The 22311-nt window shown below is 39.3% G+C and carries 22 protein-coding genes, 2 tRNA genes, 2 rRNA genes and 4 pseudogenes; 23 read left to right on the top strand and 7 right to left on the bottom strand.

What is annotated here, in order from left to right:
- Positions 1-19: 19 nt before the first annotated feature.
- Positions 20-2901, top strand: a 23S ribosomal RNA gene (locus ACWYN3_RS27185).
- Between the two features lie 169 nt (positions 2902-3070).
- Positions 3071-3182, top strand: a 5S ribosomal RNA gene (gene rrf, locus ACWYN3_RS27180).
- 250 nt (positions 3183-3432) lie between these two features.
- Here the strand turns inward: rrf and ACWYN3_RS27175 are convergent.
- Positions 3433-3909, bottom strand: a complete 477-nt coding sequence (locus ACWYN3_RS27175; RefSeq protein ID WP_041883359.1) for an Lrp/AsnC ligand binding domain-containing protein — start codon at positions 3907-3909, stop codon at positions 3433-3435.
- A 154-nt stretch (positions 3910-4063) separates the two neighbouring features.
- Here ACWYN3_RS27175 and ACWYN3_RS27170 point away from each other — a divergent pair.
- The 14 genes and pseudogenes from ACWYN3_RS27170 (at position 4064) to ACWYN3_RS27105 (ending at position 12512) form a co-directional block, all read left to right on the top strand.
- Positions 4064-4174, top strand: a tRNA-Asp gene (locus tag ACWYN3_RS27170).
- Positions 4175-4197: 23 nt separating this feature from the next.
- Positions 4198-4342, top strand: a tRNA-Asp gene (locus ACWYN3_RS27165).
- Positions 4343-4521: 179 nt separating this feature from the next.
- On the top strand, positions 4522-4791 hold the full coding sequence (locus ACWYN3_RS27160) for a hypothetical protein (protein ID WP_456217158.1): 270 nt from the start codon (positions 4522-4524) through the stop codon (positions 4789-4791).
- 41 nt (positions 4792-4832) lie between these two features.
- Complete coding sequence (locus ACWYN3_RS27155) at positions 4833-5504, top strand: hypothetical protein (RefSeq protein ID WP_456217157.1); 672 nt, start codon at positions 4833-4835, stop codon at positions 5502-5504.
- A 108-nt stretch (positions 5505-5612) separates the two neighbouring features.
- Positions 5613-5771, top strand: a complete 159-nt coding sequence (locus ACWYN3_RS27150; RefSeq protein ID WP_456217156.1) for a hypothetical protein — start codon at positions 5613-5615, stop codon at positions 5769-5771.
- A gap of 2 nt (positions 5772-5773) precedes the next feature.
- The gene (locus ACWYN3_RS27145) at positions 5774-6079 is read left to right on the top strand and encodes a hypothetical protein (protein WP_456217155.1); all 306 of its coding nucleotides are present in this window, start codon (positions 5774-5776) and stop codon (positions 6077-6079) included.
- Positions 6080-6296: 217 nt separating this feature from the next.
- Positions 6297-7714: pseudogene (locus ACWYN3_RS27140) on the top strand (anthranilate synthase component I family protein).
- Positions 7715-7723: 9 nt separating this feature from the next.
- Complete coding sequence (locus ACWYN3_RS27135) at positions 7724-8299, top strand: anthranilate synthase component II (protein ID WP_456217154.1); 576 nt, start codon at positions 7724-7726, stop codon at positions 8297-8299.
- Positions 8300-8309: 10 nt separating this feature from the next.
- Positions 8310-9100: pseudogene (gene trpC, locus ACWYN3_RS27130) on the top strand (indole-3-glycerol phosphate synthase TrpC).
- Positions 9101-9122: 22 nt separating this feature from the next.
- On the top strand, positions 9123-10316 hold the full coding sequence (hflX, locus tag ACWYN3_RS27125) for a GTPase HflX (RefSeq protein ID WP_456217153.1): 1194 nt from the start codon (positions 9123-9125) through the stop codon (positions 10314-10316).
- Positions 10317-10335: 19 nt separating this feature from the next.
- Positions 10336-10725 (top strand): 30S ribosome-binding factor RbfA, encoded by a 390-nt coding sequence (gene rbfA / locus ACWYN3_RS27120; protein ID WP_456217152.1) that lies wholly within the window; start codon positions 10336-10338, stop codon positions 10723-10725.
- 74 nt (positions 10726-10799) lie between these two features.
- Positions 10800-11315: a peptidoglycan DD-metalloendopeptidase family protein gene (locus ACWYN3_RS27115; protein ID WP_456217151.1), complete on the top strand. Its 516-nt coding sequence runs from the start codon at positions 10800-10802 to the stop codon at positions 11313-11315.
- A gap of 147 nt (positions 11316-11462) precedes the next feature.
- Positions 11463-12113: an energy transducer TonB gene (locus ACWYN3_RS27110; protein WP_456217150.1), complete on the top strand. Its 651-nt coding sequence runs from the start codon at positions 11463-11465 to the stop codon at positions 12111-12113.
- Positions 12114-12512, top strand: a complete 399-nt coding sequence (locus ACWYN3_RS27105) for a hypothetical protein (protein WP_456217149.1) — start codon at positions 12114-12116, stop codon at positions 12510-12512.
- 90 nt (positions 12513-12602) lie between these two features.
- Here the strand turns inward: ACWYN3_RS27105 and ACWYN3_RS27100 are convergent, their stop codons facing one another.
- Complete coding sequence (locus ACWYN3_RS27100) at positions 12603-13295, bottom strand: diacylglycerol/lipid kinase family protein (protein ID WP_456217148.1); 693 nt, start codon at positions 13293-13295, stop codon at positions 12603-12605.
- Between the two features lie 158 nt (positions 13296-13453).
- On the opposite strand from ACWYN3_RS27100, the gene ACWYN3_RS27095 reads away from it, so the two are divergent.
- Positions 13454-13879, top strand: coding sequence for a hypothetical protein (locus ACWYN3_RS27095; protein WP_456217147.1), 426 nt, complete (start codon positions 13454-13456; stop codon positions 13877-13879).
- Entirely contained in the window at positions 13855-14430 is a 576-nt protein-coding gene (locus ACWYN3_RS27090) for a phosphatase domain-containing protein (protein WP_456217146.1), read from the top strand. Before ACWYN3_RS27095 ends, ACWYN3_RS27090 begins: the two co-directional genes overlap by 25 nt.
- Here ACWYN3_RS27090 and ACWYN3_RS27085 read toward each other — a convergent pair.
- From ACWYN3_RS27085 to ACWYN3_RS27070, 4 genes and pseudogenes are all read right to left on the bottom strand, one after another.
- Positions 14427-15629 carry a DUF1501 domain-containing protein gene (locus ACWYN3_RS27085; RefSeq protein WP_456217145.1) on the bottom strand — a complete coding sequence of 401 codons (1203 nt, stop codon included), beginning with the start codon at positions 15627-15629 and terminating at the stop codon, positions 14427-14429. The genes ACWYN3_RS27090 and ACWYN3_RS27085 overlap by 4 nt on opposite strands.
- Before the next feature lie 11 nt (positions 15630-15640).
- Positions 15641-15778, bottom strand: a complete 138-nt coding sequence (locus tag ACWYN3_RS27080; RefSeq protein WP_456217144.1) for a hypothetical protein — start codon at positions 15776-15778, stop codon at positions 15641-15643.
- A 2-nt stretch (positions 15779-15780) separates the two neighbouring features.
- Positions 15781-16760: pseudogene (locus ACWYN3_RS27075) on the bottom strand (DUF1800 domain-containing protein).
- A 19-nt stretch (positions 16761-16779) separates the two neighbouring features.
- Positions 16780-17073, bottom strand: coding sequence for a hypothetical protein (locus tag ACWYN3_RS27070; protein ID WP_456217143.1), 294 nt, complete (start codon positions 17071-17073; stop codon positions 16780-16782).
- Between the two features lie 70 nt (positions 17074-17143).
- Here ACWYN3_RS27070 and aat point away from each other — a divergent pair, with 70 nt between their 5' ends.
- On the top strand, positions 17144-17785 hold the full coding sequence (gene aat / locus ACWYN3_RS27065; RefSeq protein WP_456223166.1) for a leucyl/phenylalanyl-tRNA--protein transferase: 642 nt from the start codon (positions 17144-17146) through the stop codon (positions 17783-17785).
- Positions 17786-17826: 41 nt separating this feature from the next.
- On the opposite strand, the pseudogene ACWYN3_RS27060 reads toward aat, so the two are convergent.
- Positions 17827-20735, bottom strand: a pseudogene (locus ACWYN3_RS27060) (SNF2-related protein).
- Positions 20736-21049: 314 nt separating this feature from the next.
- Between ACWYN3_RS27060 and ACWYN3_RS27055 the strand changes: the two are divergent.
- The 4 genes from ACWYN3_RS27055 (at position 21050) to ACWYN3_RS27040 (ending at position 22243) form a co-directional block, all read left to right on the top strand.
- Complete coding sequence (locus ACWYN3_RS27055; RefSeq protein WP_456217142.1) at positions 21050-21190, top strand: hypothetical protein; 141 nt, start codon at positions 21050-21052, stop codon at positions 21188-21190.
- A gap of 112 nt (positions 21191-21302) precedes the next feature.
- On the top strand, positions 21303-21674 hold the full coding sequence (locus ACWYN3_RS27050; protein WP_456217141.1) for a GIN domain-containing protein: 372 nt from the start codon (positions 21303-21305) through the stop codon (positions 21672-21674).
- Positions 21675-21839: 165 nt separating this feature from the next.
- Entirely contained in the window at positions 21840-21974 is a 135-nt protein-coding gene (locus tag ACWYN3_RS27045) for a hypothetical protein (protein WP_456217140.1), read from the top strand.
- Positions 21971-22243 carry a hypothetical protein gene (locus ACWYN3_RS27040; protein WP_456217139.1) on the top strand — a complete coding sequence of 91 codons (273 nt, stop codon included), beginning with the start codon at positions 21971-21973 and terminating at the stop codon, positions 22241-22243. Before ACWYN3_RS27045 ends, ACWYN3_RS27040 begins: the two co-directional genes overlap by 4 nt.
- The last annotated feature ends 68 nt before the right edge of the window (positions 22244-22311 follow it).

Genomic DNA, 22311 nt, shown 5'->3' with positions numbered 1-22311 from the left:
CGCAAAAGGCTATGGAGAGAAGAAAGTAAGAAAGAGTACACAGGGGATGCCTTGGCTCTCAGAGGCGATGAAGGACGTGATAAGCTGCGATAAGCTCCGGGGATTAGCAAATATGAATTAATCCGGAGATTTCCGAATGGGGAAACCTGGCTAGTTGAAGACTAGTCGCATTACGATGCGCAAACCTGCCGAACTGAAACATCTAAGTAAGCAGAGGAAGAGAAAATAATAATGATTTCCTAAGTAGTGGCGAGCGAACGGGAAAGAGCCCAAACCAGATATGTTACGGCATAGCTGGGGTTGTAGGACTACAATATGGCATTAATGAAATGAAGTGGAACAGGATGGGAAGCCTGGCAAGATAGCGTGAGAGCCGCGTACACGTAAGTAACATTAGTCTAGTAGTATCCTGAGTACCGCGAGGTCGGAGACGCCTTGTGGGAATCTGCCGGCACCATCCGGTAAGGCTAAATACTCCTGAGAGACCGATAGTGAACCAGTACCGTGAGGGAAAGGTGAAAAGAACCCCGAACAGGGGAGTGAAATAGAACCTGAAACTGTGTACTTACAAGCGGTCGGAGCGTCCAGGTGGCGTGACGGCGTGCCTTTTGCATAATGAGCCTACGAGTTACTCTTCTCTGGCAAGGTTAAGTGTTTAAGACACGCAGCCGAAGCGAAAGCGAGTCTGAATAGGGCGTATAGTCAGGGGAGGTAGACGCGAAACCTTGTGATCTACCCATGGACAGGTTGAAGGTGCGGTAACACGTACTGGAGGACCGAACCGATAAACGTTGAAAAGTTTCCGGATGATCTGTGGGTAGGGGTGAAAGGCTAATCAAACTGGGAAATAGCTCGTACTCCCCGAAATGTTTTTAGGAACAGCGTGGTGGTAAAGTTTAATAGAGGTAGAGCTACTGATTGGGTGCGGGGGGGGAGTCAAATCCTACCAAATCCAGACAAACTCCGAATGCTATTAAATATACACTGCAGTGAGGCCCGGGGTGCTAAGGTCACGGGCCGAGAGGGAAAGAACCCAGACCATCAGCTAAGGTCCCCAAGTTACTACTAAGTTGAACTAACGAGGTGCGATTGCCTAGACAGCTAGGATGTTGGCTTGGAAGCAGCCATTCATTTAAAGAGTGCGTAACAGCTCACTAGTCGAGCGATCGTGCATGGATAATAAACGGGCATAAAGTAGTACACCGAAGCTATGGGTAATATGAATTTATTACGGTAGGGGAGCATTCCAGCGGCAGCGAAGTTATGACGTAAGTTGTGGTGGAGCTTCTGGAAAAGCAAATGTAGGCATAAGTAACGATAAGGCAGGCGAGAAACCTGCCCACCGAAAGGATAAGGTTTCCTGATCAACGCTAATCGGATCAGGGTTAGTCGGGGCCTAAGGAGAACCCGAAGGGGAAATTCGATGGACAACTGGTTAATATTCCAGTACTTTTTATAACTGCGATGTGGGGACGGAGTAGTGACACTGCCGCGATCTGACGGAATAGATCGTTAAAGACTGTAGGTATTGGAGAGGTAGGCAAATCCGCCACTCTAGCTAAAGGTCGATAGTACCGCAAGCCTTCGGGTAAGTGGATAGCGCAGGTAATCAGACTTCCAAGAAAAACCGCTAAGCTTCAGGTTATAAAAACCCGTACCGCAAACCGACACAGGTATCCGGGAAGAGAATTCTAAGGTGCTCGAGTGAATCATGGCTAAGGAACTCGGCAAAATGGCCCTGTAACTTCGGGAGAAGGGGCGCTGACAGCAATGTCAGCCGCAGTGAAAAGGCCCAGGCGACTGTTTAACAAAAACACATGGCTTTGCAAAATCGAAAGATGAAGTATAAGGCCTGACACCTGCCCGGTGCTGGAAGGTTAAGAGGGGATGTCATCTGTAAGGAGAAGCATTGAATCGAAGCCCCAGTAAACGGCGGCCGTAACTATAACGGTCCTAAGGTAGCGAAATTCCTTGTCGGGTAAGTTCCGACCTGCACGAATGGTGTAACGATCTGGGCGCTGTCTCAGCCATGAGCTCGGTGAAATTGTGGTCCCGGTGAAGACGCCGGGTACCCGCAACGGGACGGAAAGACCCCATGCACCTTCACTACAATTTAACATTGACATTGGATACAAGATGTGTAGGATAGGTGGGAGACTATGAAGTGGCATCGCTAGGTGTTGTGGAGTCAACGTTGAAATACCACCCTTTTTGTATTCGGTGTCTAACCCCTTCAGGGGGGGACATTGTTTGATGTAGTTTGACTGGGGTGGTCGCCTCCAAAAAGGTAACGGAGGCTTTCAAAGGTAAGCTCAATACGCTTGGTAACCGTATGAGGAGTGCAATAGCATAAGCTTGCTTGACTGTGAGGCAGACAAGCCGAGCAGGGTCGAAAGACGGATATAGTGATCCGGTGGTTCTGCATGGAAGGGCCATCGCTCAAAGGATAAAAGGTACGCTGGGGATAACAGGCTGATCTCCCCCAAGAGCTCATATCGACGGGGAGGTTTGGCACCTCGATGTCGGCTCGTCACATCCTGGGGCTGGAGAAGGTCCCAAGGGTTCGGCTGTTCGCCGATTAAAGTGGCACGCGAGCTGGGTTCAGAACGTCGCGAGACAGTTCGGTCCCTATCTGTTGTGGGCGTAGGAATTTTGAGTGGGGCTGACCTTAGTACGAGAGGACCGGGTTGGACTAACCTCTAGTGAATCTGTTGTTCCGCCAGGGGCATTGCAGAGTAGCTACGTTGGGAATAGATAAGCGCTGAAAGCATCTAAGTGCGAAACTAGCCACGAGATGAGAATTCCATATAGGACCGTAGCAGACTACTACGTTGATAGGTTATAGATGTAAAGCTGGTGACAGCATAGTCGAGTAATACTAATCATCCGAAGCTTTCAAGAGCAATAAACTGTTGTTTGTTCTTCATAACTAACTTCTTTCAATAATATGTCATCGTTTGATTCCAAAGATGGAAAGGTATAATGCAGCAATGTAAAAACCGGAACTGAAAAGGACAAACCATAATAAAATATCAATCGAGTAATAATAACAAAAGCTGGATAAAGACATTTAGGTGCCTATATCGGTGGTGTCCACCTCTTCCCATTCCGAACAGAGAAGTTAAGCCCACCAGAGCCGATGGTACTGCGGTAACACGTGGGAGAGTAGGTCGGTGCCAAATCTTAAAGAAAGCCTGTAGGAAACTACAGGCTTTTCTTGTTTAAAGCCTTTTTTAATGAACGCCTGGTCGCCTGATTCCATTCTGACCATACCCGTATTGTTAATGCTTATTTATAAGATCACAAATACAATCAATAAGTATTTATAGCCCTTATAAGAGCTTAATTATGATTGTCTATTAAATGATTGTGACTTACCTGTTAACGCCTCTCAGCGCACGTAATATTTGAATTAAATCAGGGTAGAAATTTCTAACCCAATTCTATTTGTCTTCTGATGCTTTCTTCAAGAGAGATCAAAGTCTCTGTTCGTTGTATCCCTGCCACTGCCTGGATTTCTTCGTTTAAAACATGACGTAAATGATTTGTATCTCTGCAAATAATTTTAGCGAACATACTGTAAGCGCCCGTAGTATAATGCAGCTCTACAACTTCTTTAATTCTGCTGAGCTGTTCAACAGCATCTTTATATTGTATCCCTTTTTCAAGGTATATACCAAGAAAAGCACAGATGTCATATCCTGCTTTCTGAGGATCTATGATTAAATGAGATCCTTTTATAATCCCCATTTCCTGTAGTTTTTTCATTCGAACGTGAATTGTACCGCCCGAAACGATCAAATCTTTTGCTATTTCTGTGTAGGGTTTGGTCGCATCCTGCATCAGTTGCTTTAAAATGTCAATATCGAGGTTATCAATTTCTAAATTTTGGCTTTCTTTTTTGAGCATGATTTCAATTAATTTTAATGATGATCTAATATAATTACAATAATCATAATAATGAAATTAAATCATTAAAATATTTGCAACGTATGCAGTCTATCATTACATTTGTATCAAGCAAGTAACAAAAAAACGTTCATTTTAATAATTGCTTATACTCTGTAGGGTGGTGGAACTGGCAGACGCACCTCCTTGTCTCGGTGGTGGAGAATATGGAAAACCTGTAAAGGCTAACCACTCCTTGAAGGTTCGACTCCTTCCCCTACAGCCAAAGAATGATTGTTCTTTATTTAATGTTGGGTGGTGAAATTGGCAGACACACCTTCTTGTCTCGGTGGTGGGGATCATGGGATAACACAGTTTATGGGTTGACCACAAATTAATTTTTTGAACTGCGGCTAACTTCCCCTTGAAGGTTCGACTCCTTCCCCAACAGCCAGTTTTTTTATTTTAATAAGTTAGTTAATTAGGGTAATCCGGAGGCGGGTTACCCTTTTTAGTTTTTAAACTTAATCTGACACAAGTAATAAATTAACAATTCCGCGCTAGTTTAGCATTACGCAATGACGAAAGAAAAATCGTATTTGCATAACAATCTAACCGGAAAAACAATTTATTATGAACAGTAGAAAACTACAATTAATCTTCATGACTTTTGGTGTCCTCGTCTTCACCGCATGTAAGAAACAAGACATTCAGGGCAGTGTTCCTGAATCGAAAAAGGAAAGTTCAATAACAAAGCAGACTGCTTTGTTGAATTACACGCTGAGTAACTGGATGAGCTTTTTACCTGATACGACCAGCATCGCACAAATATCCATTCCTGGTACACATGATTCTGGTGCAAGGGTGAACCAGTTTCAGGTACTGCTAAATGTCAGAATCTGAGTATCGCTGATCAGTTAACTGCGGGTGTAAGGTTCCTGGATGTGAGATGCAGGCATATTAACAACACCTTTGCTATTCACCATGATCTGGTTTATCAGAATTTGAACTATAGCGACGTTTTAAAGGCATGTATTGACTTCCTTAATGCAAATCCTTCAGAAACGATTATTATGAGCGTAAAGGAAGAATATACGCCTACTGGAAATACCCGAAGTTTTGAGGATACTTTCGATGCCTATGTGCAGGAAAATGCTTCTAAATGGGATCTGGGTACGGGTGTCTCTAAACTTTCAGCTGTTCGTGGAAAAATTAAGCTTCTGAGAAGATTTAGTTCAGGAAATGCTAAGGGAATAGATGCAACCCAATGGGCCGATAATACAACTTTCGAAATTAACAATCCGGCAGCTAATCTGAAAATACAGGATGAGTATAAGGTGTCTAATGTAGATACCAAATGGACCAGGGTTAAAACCTTATTGGCTGCTGCACATAACGATACTTCAAACAGGCTGTATATCAACTTCTGCAGCGGCTATAAGTCACTGATTTTTGGTATTCCAGATATCAATACGGTGAACAATTATATCAACCCGAAGATCACGACCTTTTTTAGTGGTAGTACGAATGGGAAGTACGGTGTAATTCCTTTAAATTTTATTACAGCAGATTTATCCAGAGGAATTGTAAAGTCAAACTTTAATCAGGCATTATAAATCATAAAACCATCCAGGGTTAGTGCTTTTATTTACCCTGATTTTATAATGATTCTAAATACCAATAAAAAATCTCTGCGTTTATAAGCAAACATTAATTTCTTATTTTTGAAGAAAAAACTTGTTATGGGTATTTATGAAATCTTGAAGAGTGCGCACTCTGGATGGCGTTATTTAGTAATCATCTTATTGCTGGTTGCTTTTATCAATGCATTAATGGGCTATGTGGGTAAGAAACCATATATACAGAAGGAAACCGTAAATTAAATGTGTTTGCTTTGATCAGTGCGCATATTCAATTTGTTTTAGGCCTGGCTATTTATTTTATGCATGATTGGTATAAAGGTGATAGTTCGGTAGCAATCCAGCGTTATTGGAAAATGGAGCATGCTACCATGATGTTAATCGCAATCATTTTAATTACAGTAGGTAACGCCCGTTCTAAAAAAGGAGCTACTGCATTAGCGAAGCATAAAACTATAGCGCTGTTTTTTGGATTGGCACTTTTATTAATCGCAGGAGCAATTTTTGCGATGGTTAAGGTAGATCCAAGCAGACATTTCTTTGGAATGTGATAATTATTTTACGATTTAATTTTGGTTTTTAAGATTTATTTCTATTTTTGCTACTCAATGATTAACAATAAACATACTACTTGGCAATGGCGCGGTAATTCTGAAAAGAGTTTCGTCGTAGTCTCGTGTACCTTATAGTTTATCAACCTAAACCAAACCACACATACTAACCCGACGTACAACACGTCGGGTTTTTTTTTTTTTTAATAATTTTCAGATGGAGAAGATAAGAATCAATACAGTTTTTAAGAAAAGGTTAGCAGATACGATTACTCCGGTGAGTATTTATCTGAGGTTGAGGGATGTTTTTCCAAATTCCCTGCTATTGGAAAGTTCGGATTATCATAGCCGGGAGAATTCAGTAAGTTATGTATGTGCAGATCCTGTCGCTGGAATTATGCTTCAGAACGGACAACTGTCTTCTTATTTTCCAAATGGAGAAAAAGAAGTTAAGGATAAATTTGTCCTGACTGATGAAATTGAGGCTTTTAAAGCAAAATTTGATCCGCAGTCTGTCGAAGAGCAGCGCTATATATCAACCGGTATGTTTGGGTATTTTACCTGGAATACTGTTCAGTATTTTGAGGATATCAAATTTACTGCCGAATCTCCGAAAGGGGAAGAAATTCCAATGATGCAGTATCATGTCTACCGGTACATTATTGCTATTGATCACTTCAAGAATGAGGTGACTATATTTAAAAACAATTTTAATGGGGAAGAAGATGAAGATTTAGAGAAAATTGAATATCTGATTCAGAATAAAAACTTCCCTGAATATAGTTTCGATACAGTAGGTGAGGAACAGTCTAACCTGACTAACGAAGGATTCATGGATATCGTGGAAAAGATGAAGAAACATATCCTGCGTGGTGATGTTTTTCAGATTGTTCCTTCCAGAGCCTATAATCAGGAGTTTTCGGGTGATGAGTTTAACGTTTACCGTTGTTTGCGCTCTATTAATCCTTCTCCATATCTCTTCTATTTTGATTACGGAAGCTTTAAGCTTTTCGGCTCTTCGCCCGAAGCACAGATTACAATTAAAAACGGAGCTGCAAATATTTTCCCTATTGCCGGAACTTTTAAACGTACAGGTAATGATGAAGAAGATGCTGAATTAGCTAAGAAACTGGAACAGGATCCTAAAGAAAGTGCAGAGCATGTCATGTGGCTGGTAGATTTCTAGCCAGAAATGATTTAAGCAGACATTGCAGAGGTGTAGAAGTTAAGTCTTTCAAAGAGGTTCAGTATTATTCTCATTTGATACACCTGGTTTCGAAAGTGAGTGGTAATCTTCAAAATGGTGTTTCAGCTTTTAAAGTTGTCGCTGATACGTATCCGGCAGGTACTTTAAGTGGTGCACCGAAATATAAAGCGATGCAGTTAATAGATGAGTATGAAGGATTGGCTCGTAATTTTTATGCTGGTGCGATCGGTTATATGGGCTTTGGTGGTTCATTTAACCATGCAATTATGATCCGTACGTTTATGAGTAAAAATAATCAGCTGCATTATAGAGCTGGTGCCGGGATTGTGGCAGACTCTATTGCTGTAAATGAATTAAACGAGGTAAATAATAAGATTGCTGCCTTGCGTAAAGCAATAGAAATGGCTAAAGGGATTAATGAAATTTAAATTAAAGACATGCAAAAGAAAATATTAGTCATAGATAATTATGACTCCTTTACCTATAATTTAGTGCATTTAATTAATGAATTGGGCAGAGAAGCGGAAGTGTGGAGAAATGATAAGTTTACAATTGCTGATGTTGAGCCTTTTGATAAAATTTTATTATCACCAGGCCCGGGTATACCTTCGGAAGCTGGGTTGTTATTAGAGGTTATCAAAACTTATGCAGCTAAAAAAAGTATTTTAGGGATCTGTCTTGGTCAGCAGGCTATTGCTGAAGCATTTGGTGGTCAGCTACTGAATCTGGGCAGACCTATGCATGGAATAGCTACACCTATAAATGTAATTGATAAAGAAGAGTTCTTGTTTAATGATTGTCCTGAAATTATTAATGTAGGCCGCTATCATTCGTGGGTAGTTAGTCAGGAGGGCTTTCCGCCTGAATTGATCATTACCGCAACGGATGCAAGTCAGGAAATTATGGCACTCAGACATAAAACTTATGATGTGCGTGGCGTACAATTTCATCCAGAAAGCGTATTGATGACTGAATATGGTAAGGAGATGATGAAAAATTGGTTGGAAAATTAAAACAGACCTCATGAATATTTTAGATAAAATCGTACTCAGAAAAGTAGAGGAAGTTGCACAGGCTAAGAAACTGGTAACCATAAAAGAGTTAGAAAATGGGGTCTGTTTTGACAGAACACCTTATTCTTTGAAAGAGTTTATTCTTGCTCCGGATCGCACAGGTATTATTGCAGAGTTTAAACGTCGCTCCCCTTCAAAAGGGATCATCAATGATCGCTCTACAGTTGTAGAAGTGACTAATGGTTATGCAGCAGCAGGAGCTTCGGCGATTTCTGTATTGACGGATATCGATTTCTTTGGTGGCCATCCGAATGATTTACTGGAAGCGAGAGCTGCTAATAGTGTTCCTTTGTTACGCAAAGATTTTATGATCGATGAATATCAGATCGTAGAGGCAAAAGCTTTGGGTGCTGATATTATCCTGCTGATCGCAGCGATTCTTACGCCTGCACAAATAGAAACTTTGGTAAATTAGCGCAAAGCCTTGGCTTAAACGTATTATTGGAAGTGCACAATCTGGAAGAATTACAGCGTAGCATTAATCCTTATATTGATGCAGTTGGTGTTAATAATCGTAATCTGGCAGACTTTTCTGTCAACATTCAGACTTCGTTTGATCTGGCAGATCAGATTCCAAAAGAATTTCTGAAAATTTCTGAGAGTGCAATCAGTGATCCACTGACGATTAAGCAGCTAAAAACAGCTGGATTTAACGGTTTTCTAATTGGTGAAAATTTTATGAAGACTTCTGACCCGGCAGCTGCAATGCATCAGTTCGTAGGGGAGTTGATCTCGGTATAACTTTTGTATCTTTGTACTTTACATGGGAAAAGAGAAAACTTATGATACCGCGGTTAAGCAGGAACGAGCTGTCCTGGTAGGGGTGATCAGACCGGGAGAAAAACCGGAAGAAACAAAAGAATATTTAGACGAACTAACATTTCTGGTAGATACAGCTGGTGGTGGGGTGGATAACATTTTTACTCAGAAAATGCTGAAGCCTGACCGTTCTACCTTTGTTGGTACAGGAAAACTGGAAGAAATAAGAGCCTACGTGAAGTCGGAGGAAATTGATATGGTCGTTTTTGACGATGAGTTATCTCCTTCGCAACTGCGGAATATAGAACGTGAACTGGAAGTGAAAGTTTTGGACAGGAGCAATCTTATCCTTGATATTTTTGCCGGAAGAGCGCAAACGTCACAGGCAAAAACTCAGGTTGAATTAGCTCAGCTGCAATATTTATTACCACGTTTAACACGGTTATGGACTCACTTGGAGCGCCAGAAGGGTGGTATTGGTATGCGCGGACCGGGTGAAACACAGATTGAGAGTGACAGAAGGATGATCCTGGAGAAAATCTCTCTTTTAAAGGGAAGATTGAAGCTGATCGATAAACAGAATGAAACACAACGGAAAAACCGTAATGAATTAATCAGGGTTGCTCTGGTGGGCTATACCAACGTTGGTAAGTCTACCATTATGAATATGCTTTCTAAGTCGGAAGTATTTGCAGAAAACAAGTTGTTTGCAACTTTAGACACTACGGTAAGGAAAGTTGTGATTGATAATCTGCCTTTCTTATTATCAGATACAGTTGGATTTATCCGCAAACTGCCCCATCACCTTGTTGAATGTTTCAAATCAACACTGGATGAGGTCAGAGAAGCTGATATATTAATCCACGTGGTGGATGTTTCTCATACGAGTTTCGAAGATCAGATCAATGTAGTAAATGAAACATTAAAAGATCTTGGCGCAAGGGATAAAGAAACGATTGTAGTATTCAATAAAATTGATGCTTATGTCAATCCTGAAGCGGATGAGATGGATGAAGATGAGAAGGTGACCTTAACACTGGAAGACTTTAAAAAGAGCTGGATGGCACAGCATAATACGCCGTCATTATTTATTTCAGCGCTGCATAAGGAGAACCTGGAAGAGTTTAAACAACTTTTATATGATAAAATTGTTGCTCTGCATACGGTAAGGTATCCTTATGACAAATTATTATACTAAGTAAAATTAACAAGAAAACATGGAAAGTAAACGTCAACAGAAATTTGCTGGTGTACTGCAAGAGGAATTAGCGACGATATTTCAAAGAGAAGGGGCAGAGTACTTACCCAATACATTGGTTACGATTACAAAAGTCCGTGTATCCCCGGATTTAGCAGTAGCTAAAGTTTACTTAAGCTTTTTAAGCACTAACAATACCGGACTATCCATAGCAACTGTAAATTCTCATGCCGGAGAAATCAGATATAAATTAGGTGCACGTATTCGTCACCAGGCGAGAGTTGTACCTACGCTGACTTTCTTTTTGGATGATACAAATACCTACGTTGAACATATGGATAAAATCTTTGATAAGATTTCAAAAGATCGTAAAGAACAAGGTACAGAAGAAGAAACAACAGAGGATTAAATTCTGATGGAGCCTCTGGAAAAACTTAAGGGATGGTTATTGAACCCTGAAAACCTGAAAACAAGATCAGCAGTGTGGTAGACTTCGATCCTTCTGCTGATCGGTTATATCCTTTCGATTTTACCGCGGTTAATCTGGAACTGACTGATGCCATCCTTGCGGATACGTCGGTTTTCTCTGATTGGGTAACAAAAAAACTTGGAGATACCAGTTCGCGTTATGGTATTGGCGGATATGGTGAACATAGGACTATCTATTCCAGAAGTATCCACTTCGATACCGCAGAGGAACCCAGAAGATTGCATCTTGGTGTTGATATATGGGCCCCGGCCGGCACACCTGTCTATAATTTTCATAGTGCTACAGTGCATAGCTTTAGAAATAATGACCATTTTGGTGATTATGGTGCAACTATCATTTTAAAATATGAGCTTGGTGACCTTACATTATATGCACTTTATGGTCATTTAAGTCTGGCATCAATTACAGGACTTGAAGCCGGGCAGTTTATTGCAGGCGGGACTTCATTTGCTGCTTTTGGTATTCAGCTGAAAATGGTAACTGGCCACCTCACCTGCATTTTCAACTGATGTTTGATATGCAGGGAAAGGAAGGAGATTATCCTGGAGTCTGTCAATTTTCTAACAGAGCAGTTTATCTGAATAATTGCCCGGATCCGGGATTGATTCTTAACCACACCTTTAACATTCCTGCCGAATAATTTCGTAAATTGGGGAATGAGGAAGATTCTTGCTATACTACTATTATTTTCTGGTTTGTCTGTAAAAGCACAACCCGTCCTGAAGGGTGGTCTGGAAACTTTTATTCAGACCAATATTATCTATCCTGCATTTTCGTTACAGAATTGTATCCAGGGAAAGATTAACATTAGTTTTAAGGTGAACCGCGCCGGAGAAGTATACACTTCAAAGGTGAGCAGCGGACTGGGGATAGATCTTGATCAGGAAGCTTTGCGGTTAATCAGGTTAAGCAGTGGTAAATGGCAGGTGCCTGATCGCTATGATACAACTTATGTGCTGATTGCGCCGGTAAATTTTACGCTTTCGGGTGGGGATTGTAATCTTGTAAATGCACAGCAAAAGGACAAAGCCATCGCAGCTTATAAAGCAAATGAAGGCCTTACAGACGTGATTACTAATTTTTACCGTAATAAGGCTCAGGGCAATTATAATGAAGCTGACGAAGGCCGGATCATTGCGTTAAGGAAAGAATTAGGTTATGATGATGCTTACCTGGAGAAAATAATCAAACAGGGGCAAAAGAAATTAAAACAAAAGGACAAACAGGGAGCTTGTGAAGATTTTCTGTTTGTTAAATATATGGGTTCAGCTCTGGCTGATGAACTACTTGGAAAATATTGTAAGTAAATGCGTCTTTTATTCAAATTATTCGCGCTGCTGGATATCATCAGCATCGTATCTATGAGTCCTCAGATCTGGTCTGTTTTAGTTAAATATCAGGAAATCCCTAACGAGGCATTTTCTATTGCCAGGGCTATTCTTACCCTGTTAATTTTTCTCTCCTTGTTTGTTTCAGCGGCAGGTCTGTTTAAATTCAAAAAATACGGAGTGATTACTTATTACATTCAATTTCCCTTCAGATTAGCTTTATGGGTGTTTTCTATAGGATTTATTACATTATTGCCTGAATTTTTCCATAAAGGGGACGAGTGGTTTGGTATCCTGTTCAGGATATGTATAATTGCAGAGTTTTTCAGAGGTTATTATGTTTTACAGGCGCATCGCAGCTATTTCAGACAGGCTTAGTTGTATCCTGATCTGGTTTGAAAATTACTGTTATAGCCGCAGGCAATAGTTGTGCTTCAATTGTATTGACTTTACCTATATATTCTCCGTCTACCTGAAAATGTGCTTTGTTCCTGGTTTTGATGCGCAGGTTTTTAGTCTGAAAGGATTCAATTTTTTCCGGATTAAAAGGAAGGTTGGTAAAACGGATTTTAATAATCTCCAGAAAGGAGTATTTCTTGACAAGAATAACTTCAAAGACGTCATCATCATAATTTTTCCGTCGGGATTAATCTTTACACCAGTACCATACATGGTTGCGTTGGCAATGACCACCATTGCAGCTTCTGAACGTATTGTTTCATTTCCTATGTTAAATTCCACCTCCATCTTATGATGGCTCCACAGGGCTTTCCATAATGCTTTTGTATAGCCCCACATCCCGCGCTGTGGTAAGTCATCAAACTTTTTAACGATATATGCATTGAAGCCAATATCTGATAAATGGATACAGAATTCACCATTTACTATGACGGCATGAATCTCTTTGGTTTCTCCATTTATTGTTAAGGTAAGAGCTTCATTCATGTTGAGCGGGATACCCAGTTCTTTAGCCATACCGTTAGCAGAGCCAGCCGGAATAATTCCAATTGGGGTCTTTGTCCCTTTTAAGAGGTCCGCTACTAATTTCAGTGTACCATCTCCGCCTACAGCAATAACACGTTCTGCTTTTGACTGATCAATAGCTGTTTTTATCTGTTCAGGACTGCAATTTTCTGTTTTCTGTGAGCTGATAAATTTCAAAGGTATGTTCAAGGGATTTGAAAAAATCCGATATCACCGTCTTGAAATCTATATTGTCACTTCCCGAACCTGGGTTGACAATAAAAAGTAGTTTCATACCGGTAATTAATAATGTTTAATAGCACAAACAACTATCCGTCCGCTCTGTTTGATTTATAATGAATAATTCTGTCAGCGTAAAAGTATATCATGGCTATGGCCACAGACATAATCTGGTTGTATACGGACATGTCTTTAAATTTAAAGCGAAGAATAACCAGAACTATAGCAATAATTTTTTTGTGAATATTGTTTACCTGATCAGGATGTTTATTCTAAAGCCATATCCCTGGGGTAAAGTGAGGCTCAGTTTTTATGATCAGGTCGTTTATCAGACTACCGAATATGATGGCTTTTTTAAATTTGAGTGGGAAGCAGAACAGAATGTCAGTGCCGGCTGGCATCAGGTAAAAGTAGAGGCATTAACCGATAACGGTGAGGTCCTGCAGCAAGTACCGGGGATGTTTATGTACCTCATATTACTCAGTATGCGTTTATCTCTGATATTGATGATACAATTATGGTTTCGCATTCTGCAACTATAGGCAGAAGACTGAGAGAGCTTTTTATTAAAAACCCGCATACGAGGAAAACTTTCGCCGGGGTTACTTCTCATTATAATTTACTGGCTTTATCTCATACAGATGCTGCACATCCTAATCCTTTTTTTTATGTTTCCAGCAGTGAATGGAATTTATATGACTACCTGGTCAGTACTTTTAGATTTAATCAGTTGCCTGAGGGAGCCTTTTTATTAAATCAGATCAAAAGATGGAAAGATTTATTGAAAACCGGAAAAACAGGGCATGAAGGTAAGCTAATGCGAATAATGCGGATTATAGATGCTTTCCCAAATCAAAAGTTTATTCTTTTTGGGGATAATTCACAACAAGACGCCGAGATTTATACGACAATTGCTATGAAGTATCCTGAAAGTATAGAGGCTATCTATATCAGGAACATCAGGAATGAAAAACGAAATGCCACACTTGATCTTTTAAAAAAAGCGGAGGAAAAACGGATTCATACCTGTTTTTTTACCGACAGTAAAGAGGCAATGTCAGACGCTGTTCAAATCGGATTAATCAGTGTTTAGATAAAGCCAAGGGTGTTGAAGCGTTTGTTAAGTACCTGGGAGTTGTTAACATCCAGCCATTTATCCAGGATAGTTCCGTATACTTCTCTGAAATCTACCTGATACTTCAGGTCACCATTATCCAGATTGCCCAGATCTGGTGCCGGATTATATATACCTTGTTTTTTTAACTTGCCACCAAATAAGAACATGTTATTTGCTGTACCATGATCTGTTCCGTTACTTGCATTTTGGGCTACACGTCTGCCAAATTCAGAAAAAGTAATGACTAGTGTATCATCCAGTTTGTTGTTTTGATTCAGATCCTTGACAAAAGCATTCATCCCTTCAGCGTATTGCTGTAATAGACGGCCTTGTTGATTGAGCTGATTCACATGGGTGTCAAAACCACTTAAAGAAACGTAGTAAACCCTTGTTTTTAAGCCTGAGCAGATAAATTTTGAAACTGTTTTTAGTTGATTCGAGAATCCTGTATTGGGATAGGTATAATTGGGCTTATAGATTTTAGAGGTATTTTGTATATAATTGGCAGAAGAAGAAGTCTCAATCATTGTTTTATACAGATAGCCCAGATTTTCTTCATCAAGATGGTCTTTATCACTATTAATCATCTCCCTGAAAAAGGGTTCATTGGTATTGCGGAACAAAGCTGCAGGATCTTTTAATGCGATTCCTTTTTTGCTCATACCCTTCATCGCTAAAGAAAGGCTGTCATCCACTTCAATCGCTGTATAGGGGAATTTACAGGTTTCACAATTAGAGTCCAGGTAGCGGCCTATCCAACCTGTAGAAAGGTATTGATTGGCATCGCTCGCAGTTTGCCAGATGTCCATAGAACGAAAAAAATGTGACCTGTCAGGATTAGGATAGCCAACATCATTAATGATTGACATCCATCCCTGATCGTAAAGTTCCTTCAAACAGTTCAGATTGGGGTTTAATCCTTGCATATCATTCAGCTTGATTACTTCTTCCGGCTTAATTGCTATACCTTTTCTCATTTGATAATAAATATCATTTCCAAAAGGTACAACGGTATTCAAACCATCATTGCCTCCTGAAAGCTGAACAACGACCAGGTTTTTGTATAAACTAAGTTCATCCAGAGCCAATGCTTCAAAAGGTTTCATAAACGCAGGAACGATCAGTGTACCTGCTGCTGCAAAAGCGGCTTTTCTTAAAAAATCTCTTCTTTCCATTTTGTTTTAAGCTAGCACAATTGATATTCTGGCATGCTGGTTACTGCAATTGCCGTATTTTTTAGATTTATATTAGTGACAATAATGTCGCTGATTTTCCTTCCTACTGTAGGTTCCAGCAGGAAGGAAGCGAGTTCTGTCTGTTTCATATTCATATCTTCGGAAAACAGGCTAAAAATTTAGACCAGTCTGCCTGAGCATTGATATAGGACTTAACAGGTCTGGGTTTTTGCTTTTTATTCAGCGCGATAACGGCTTCATCTTCCGGGTCTGCTTTCCCATCAAAATCAAGAATCCCATCATTTAAGACTAATGAAGGTATTTTAAGCCGCAGCATTAGTGAGGAGCTGTCAATCCAACTTTTGCCTCCCGGCCAGCCTGCTACGTTAGGAGGGTTAAACAGGTACTGGCCCAGACTGCTTTGTAACTGTATTAAGATTTGTGGTTTGTTATAGGTAACATAAAACGCTCTGCTCAGATTAACAAGAAATTCTACCGGGGATTTTATCTTATTGCCCATGTTTTCTTTGGCATAGAACCAATCGGCAGTAAATAACCTGTTTATCAATGCGGTGATATCATATTTCTGTTCATAGAAATGAGCAGCCAGCTCTTTTATATGCGTTTCGTTCGGGGTATCATTGACAAAAAAATGATAAGCTTGCGGCAAATAAAGGTCGCAGTTTCGGGCTTAGCAAGGATCTTATCAATAATGGCCTCTCCATCAAATGCACCTGTCTGACCGAAAAATGTTTTTTCCTTTTCATCATGTGCCCGTTGGTTGAATTCGAAATCGCCTGTTTTGTTATACGCCCACCCGGTAAATGAACGAGCAGCTTCTTTAATATCGCTTTCTGTATAATTTCCTCTGCCGAGCGTAAATAGCTCCATTAATTCTCTGGAAAAATTTTCGTTGGGATGGCCTTTTTTGTTCTGCTGATTATTCAGGTAGTCGAGCATGGCAGGAGATTTGGAAACCTCTAATAGTAAGGTTTTAAAGTTCCCCAATGCATTGTTTCTTTGGATATTATTTAATTGCTGGGCATAAAATGGATTATTGGAACGGCAGGCAAAGTGTCCATGCCAAAACAAGGTCATTTTTTCTAATAAAGGATTTTCCGTCGAAATCATCCTTTGTATCCAGCTCAGGTTAAAGATCCCTGCTTTTTTCATTGCGTGCTTTGGTAATGTCTTCTCTTTGTTGTTTTTCTTCGGGACTTAATTCTTTTTTACCGTTCAAACCAGAAAGGATAAGCTGCTGTTGTTTAAACTCGTCTAAGGTAATCACAGCCAAGTCGTTCCCTTTTTGGGTAGGGGTAAGTAAACCATAAATAGCCTTACTTATTTTTCTCTTGCTCAATTGGAGTAAGTCGGGGTAGGCTATTCCGAAACCAGCTCTGTTATAGAGATGCTTGATGTTGGTAAAATTGTCTTTTCTATCCATGGTATCAGGCTGTTTTAAAGGTATGACAGATATAAAACGTTTAGGTTTAAAATTTTATATTTTTGTCTTTATGATATTTCAGTTACCTGAAGGAGAATTGGTTTTCCCTAATCCAGCTTTAGCTGATGAGGATGGGTTATTGGCTATTGGAGGAGATTTAAGTAAAGAAAGGCTGGTATTAGCTTATCAGAATGGAATTTTTCCTTGGTTTAGTGAAGGAGATCCGATTTGCTGGTTTGCTCCTCCAGAGCGTTGCGTGATCTTTCCTGAAAAGGTTAAGGTAAGTAAAAGCATGCGCAAGGTAATTGCAGATGGCATTTTTACGGTAACAATGGATGAGGTTTTTGCTGATGTAATTGTTTGCTGTGCAAAAGCACCAAGAAAAGACCAGGATGGTACATGGATTACTAATGATATGCAAAATGCTTATATCAATCTTCATCAGCATGGCTGGGCACATAGTGTAGAAATATGGTACGAGGGAGAATTGGCAGGCGGTTTATATGGTTTGGAAATTAACGGCGTGTTTGTGGGGGAAAGTATGTTTAGCTTAAGGAGTAATGCTTCTAAAACTGCGCTGATCTGGCTTTGTCAGCAAAATAAATACCGGCTGATTGATTGTCAGGTACCAAATGATCATTTAATGAGTTTAGGAGCGGAGATGATCTCCAGAGCAGACTATACCTCGATTTTGCAATTTCCACAAGTTTAACCGGGGTTTTAACCTGAGCTGAAACCTATTTCGGGATAAGTCTATTTCAGAATTTCCCGGATATCTTCTTTACTCAGTGATTTGAAGAAACTTTCTTCGGTTGTGATCAATGAACTCGCAAGGCGCTTTTTACGGTTTTGCAGCGCAAGAATTTTTTCTTCTACAGTATCTTTAGCAATAAACTTATAGATAAATACTTTCTTTTCCTGGCCAATACGGTGTGATCTGTCTATAGCTTGTTGTTCAACTGCCGGGTTCCACCATGGATCTAAAATAAAGACGTAATCTGCCTGCGTAAGATTTAAACCAACGCCACCTGCTTTTATAGAGATTAAGAAGACTTTAAGATCTGTGTTCTCCTGAAATTCAGAAACAATTTCACCACGGTTTTTTGTAGAACCGTCCAGGTAGGCAAAAGGGATTAGCTCTTTCTCAAAATAATTCTTGAAAATACTCAGATGTTTGACGAACTGTGAGAATATAAGCACCTTATGGGCCACCTTTAAGTACATTATCAAGGGTGTGGATTACATTTTTAAATTTACCGGAATCCGATAAATATTGATCGTCTATCATGCTCGGATGGTTTGCTAGCTGACGTAATGCCGTTAAGCCCTGTAGCAGCTGGACTTGTTTTTTTGCATACGTACCATCATCCATACTACTGAGCAGGTCATTCCTGTAGGCAGATTTTGTTTTTTCATAGTAAGATGCCTGATCTTCGCTCATGTCACAATAGATAATCTGCTCGGTTTTTGCCGGCAGCTCTTCTGCAACCTGTTCTTTGGTTCTTCTTAATACAAAAGGTTTAATAATTGCCTGTAACTTCTTCGCTTTATCCTCATCTTTCCTTTTTTCAATAGCCTGTACATATTCTTCATTGAAAAAAGCCTGTGTACCCAGCAATCCCGGGTTAAGGAAGGTAAGCTGTGTCCATAGGTCTCCCACTGAATTCTCTACTGGTGTACCGCTCAGGATTAATCTGTGTCTTGATTTTTAACTGTCTTACGGACGGATTTAAAAGATTTTGAAGATGGATTTTTAATATTCTGACTTTCATCCAGAATAATGTAATTGAAGTAAAAATCCTGTATTTCGTTGACATCCACCCTGGTAATTCCGTAAGTAGTGATCACAATATCGTATTTAATAAAATGACTGACGTCCTTATTTCTGGCACTGCCGGTATGCGCAAGGATTTTCAGCTTAGGAGTGAATTTCTTTGCTTCTGCCAGCCAGTTATAAATCAGAGAGGTGGGCATAATAATTAATGATGTGCTGTGTGTATTGTTTAGCTCATCTTCTTCTTTCAGTTTTTGCAGCATAGCAAGCGTCTGGATAGTTTTTTTACTAAACCCATGTCGTCTGCTAAACATCCACCAAAGTTATATTCTCTTAAGAAACTGAACCAGTTGTAACCTGCTTTCTGATAACTTCTCAGTTCGCCTTTAAAATGAACAGGCATCTGTACATCTTCAATGTTCTCAAAGTCATTTAATTTTTGAAGTTTGCGTTGTAAGGTTACATTCGCAATTCCATCACTGGCAAGGTCATTGATCAGGCCAATATGATGTTTTTTTAGTTTCAGCATTTTTCCACTGTCAGATAAGCTGAACAGGCTTCCGTATTGAGAGAACCATTTTTCTGGTATGATGGCTATAGTGCCATCAGGAAGTGGGAATTCTCTTTTTTTATGCAGAATATGTTGTTTTAAGGAAATAAACGGGATCGGATGTATACCAAAATATACGATAGCGTTAATGTCAAACCAGTCATTGTCTTCCTTGATCTCGAAATCAATTTTACTGGAAGCGAATAAGAACTTCTTTTGACCAGTTGATTGTTCAATGCTATATCCCTGAGCCTCCAATTGATCAATATGTTCGTTAACCCAATTTAGAATGCCATAAGATTTATCTTCGGTTTCGGCAGCAGTTCCCAGTTCAAGGTTATAAAAGATCGCACTTGTCTTTTTAAGTCCGAGCTTAATTAATTCAGTATATTTAAATTTCTCCCATGAAGTGTCTCTTTTGACACGGGTAAATAGGTAATTATTATCCTGTTTTCTTACATGAACAGTTACTTTTTTTTCATTGCCTAAAGCAAAAACATGCTCGCCATATTTGAAATATAATTGAAGCTGGGAAATGCCTCCTTCAATATAGATAACTTTAAGAATTGCACTTGGTTCATGTTTTTCTGTCTGGATCTCAAATCCTTCGGCATATACATGATATTTCTCTATTAAGGGGGCAACAAATTTCTCAAAATAAGTCTCTTCTTTAGCCGTAGGAATAGTGATGTATCGTTTATTCAAAAACGGGAAGAGTTTTTTACCTTCAATATCCTGCTCAAAGAAGTAGAGTACATCATTCAGTAGTAACCACGCGGGCTGATTACTGACAATCTGTGCCTCTTTAAACATAAAATCAATTCGTAGAGACTGATATTTGATCGTTGGAAAATATCTTGTTTCTACGTCGCTTCTTCTAAAATGGAATAATATGGTGGTAGCGGGTTCAGTTGCGAGTTCTATTTTGCGTTCTGCCGGCCATCCGTCTTTATCCATGAGATATAACTCATCTTTAATTTTAAGGATTTCAAGTACCTCAGCTAACTTTTTCTCGATTTTAGGGCGTACGCTATCGTAGAATTTATCGTCGTAAAATTTGCTGAAAAACTCAAAAGGTCTGACTGCTTTTTTATGGTATTTTTTAATGACATGGTCCTGCTCTGTTTCATCAAGCATCTTAATGATTTTAAGATCTGAATCTGTCAGATGTTTAATGAATTCTTTAGCCGTATGACTGAATAAACGCTGGTAGGTTAAAGAAAAATCTCCCTGTGGATTAAGCTGAACAATATGGGGTTCAATTAAATAGCCTAAATACTCGTGCTTGCACAGTGAATATACGATTTTGCAGGGTTTAGAGCTATCTACGCGTAACATGAGGTAAATGATTAAAAAATAGAAGTCTTTAGGTATGGAAAATCTTTAAACATACATACATCAAATTTGAATCGTGATCAATAGAAAAATGATTTTTCATATGATTATTCCTTATTATTCTGCTGAATATTTAGAAAAAAAGAAAAGAAGGGGCCGGATTTTGGTTCGGGTTTGTCGGAAAATTAAGGGCGTTCGTCGGGTTTGATTGGTACATGGTATAAAAGACGAAAAACTTTGCAACGTATGATAGGAGTCTGCGTCTTAATTACAAACTATTAAGAAACAGACTTTTATAAAACCTTAAAAATAAAGACATGAAAAATTCATTCAAAACACTAGCAACATCGGCAATGACTGCCATCATTTTGTCGGCCACAGTATTTAGTTCAATCGCTGCTCAAAAAGTAGTACCTGTTGCAAACGTATCCGCTAAAGAGGATATTAAAAAAAAGTAATCGTACAGGGTAATACTAAAGTGTTCCTGGTGCAAAGTAATAACGAATGGGTTTCTGTTGAAGAAGGTGATATGGATAAGATCTCAGTTAAGCAAATGGGAAATACACTGACGTGGGCTCAAATGAAAAAACACCTGTAACGGTAACAGTTTATGTGAAGGATTTATACCGGATCTCTGCTTTAAATAATGCAGATGTAAGAACTGTTGGTACATTTAACTTAGCGTATCTTCAGGTGATTCTAAGAGATCATGCAGTTGCTCATATCAAAGCTAAGACAGAGAGTATGTATACTGATATGGATGGAGAGGCAAATTTGGATTTAGCAGGGGCAACTGAGAGTCATACTATAAAAAATGCAGGAATAGGAAGTTTGAAAACGGAAAGGTTAGCTGCTTTTAAAACAGAGAATTTACCAGTAGAATCAAGATTGGCGATGAATGTTGTGAAAGGAAAGGTTAAAAAAGTAAATGCAAGTGTGTGAGAAAATAAGGGGGGAGTTGTATTTTTGCTAAATAAGCATAAGATGTTCTATCTGTGAAAAAAATTACAGAACAAAAATGTCTCGTGCTTTTTTTGTTTATTAAATTTTCTAATTAAATTGATTGAGGTAATTAACTTTTTAATCAACCTTATTAATTAAAGACTAATGAAGAAAATTATTATTTTAAGCCTGACTATGGCCCTTGGATTTGGTGCTTTTACTGCGAATGCAAATGATAATCAGGTACCAGTAGTAAAAGAGAAAAAAAACCAAAGCCCACCATTCAGGGGCCGTCGGTGATTTCTTTAAGTGGGGGAACTTACACTTATACCTATACTCATAACGATTTAATCGGTGACTTTCCGACTGATGCTATGTGGAGCGTAAGCGGTACACCGAGTATACAGTTTCCAGCAGATCAGCCTTTAAACGGAGTTACATCAATTACATTCAATGGTTCTGATTTTGCTTCAGGTCCTGCCGGGACAAGAACTATCTATCTGGTAGGAAGTAACGGTGATGGATTGTTTACTATTTTAGCAAGCAAATTAGTTACTGTTAGTAACTAGTTCCAACGCCAATTTGGAAATATTTTAAGCTCATGCTGCCAATTGTCAGGTGAATAAAAAAAAAAGCC

The organism is Pedobacter sp. NJ-S-72, assembly GCF_053890575.1.
This window is presented reverse-complemented; position numbering and strand designations above follow the sequence as displayed.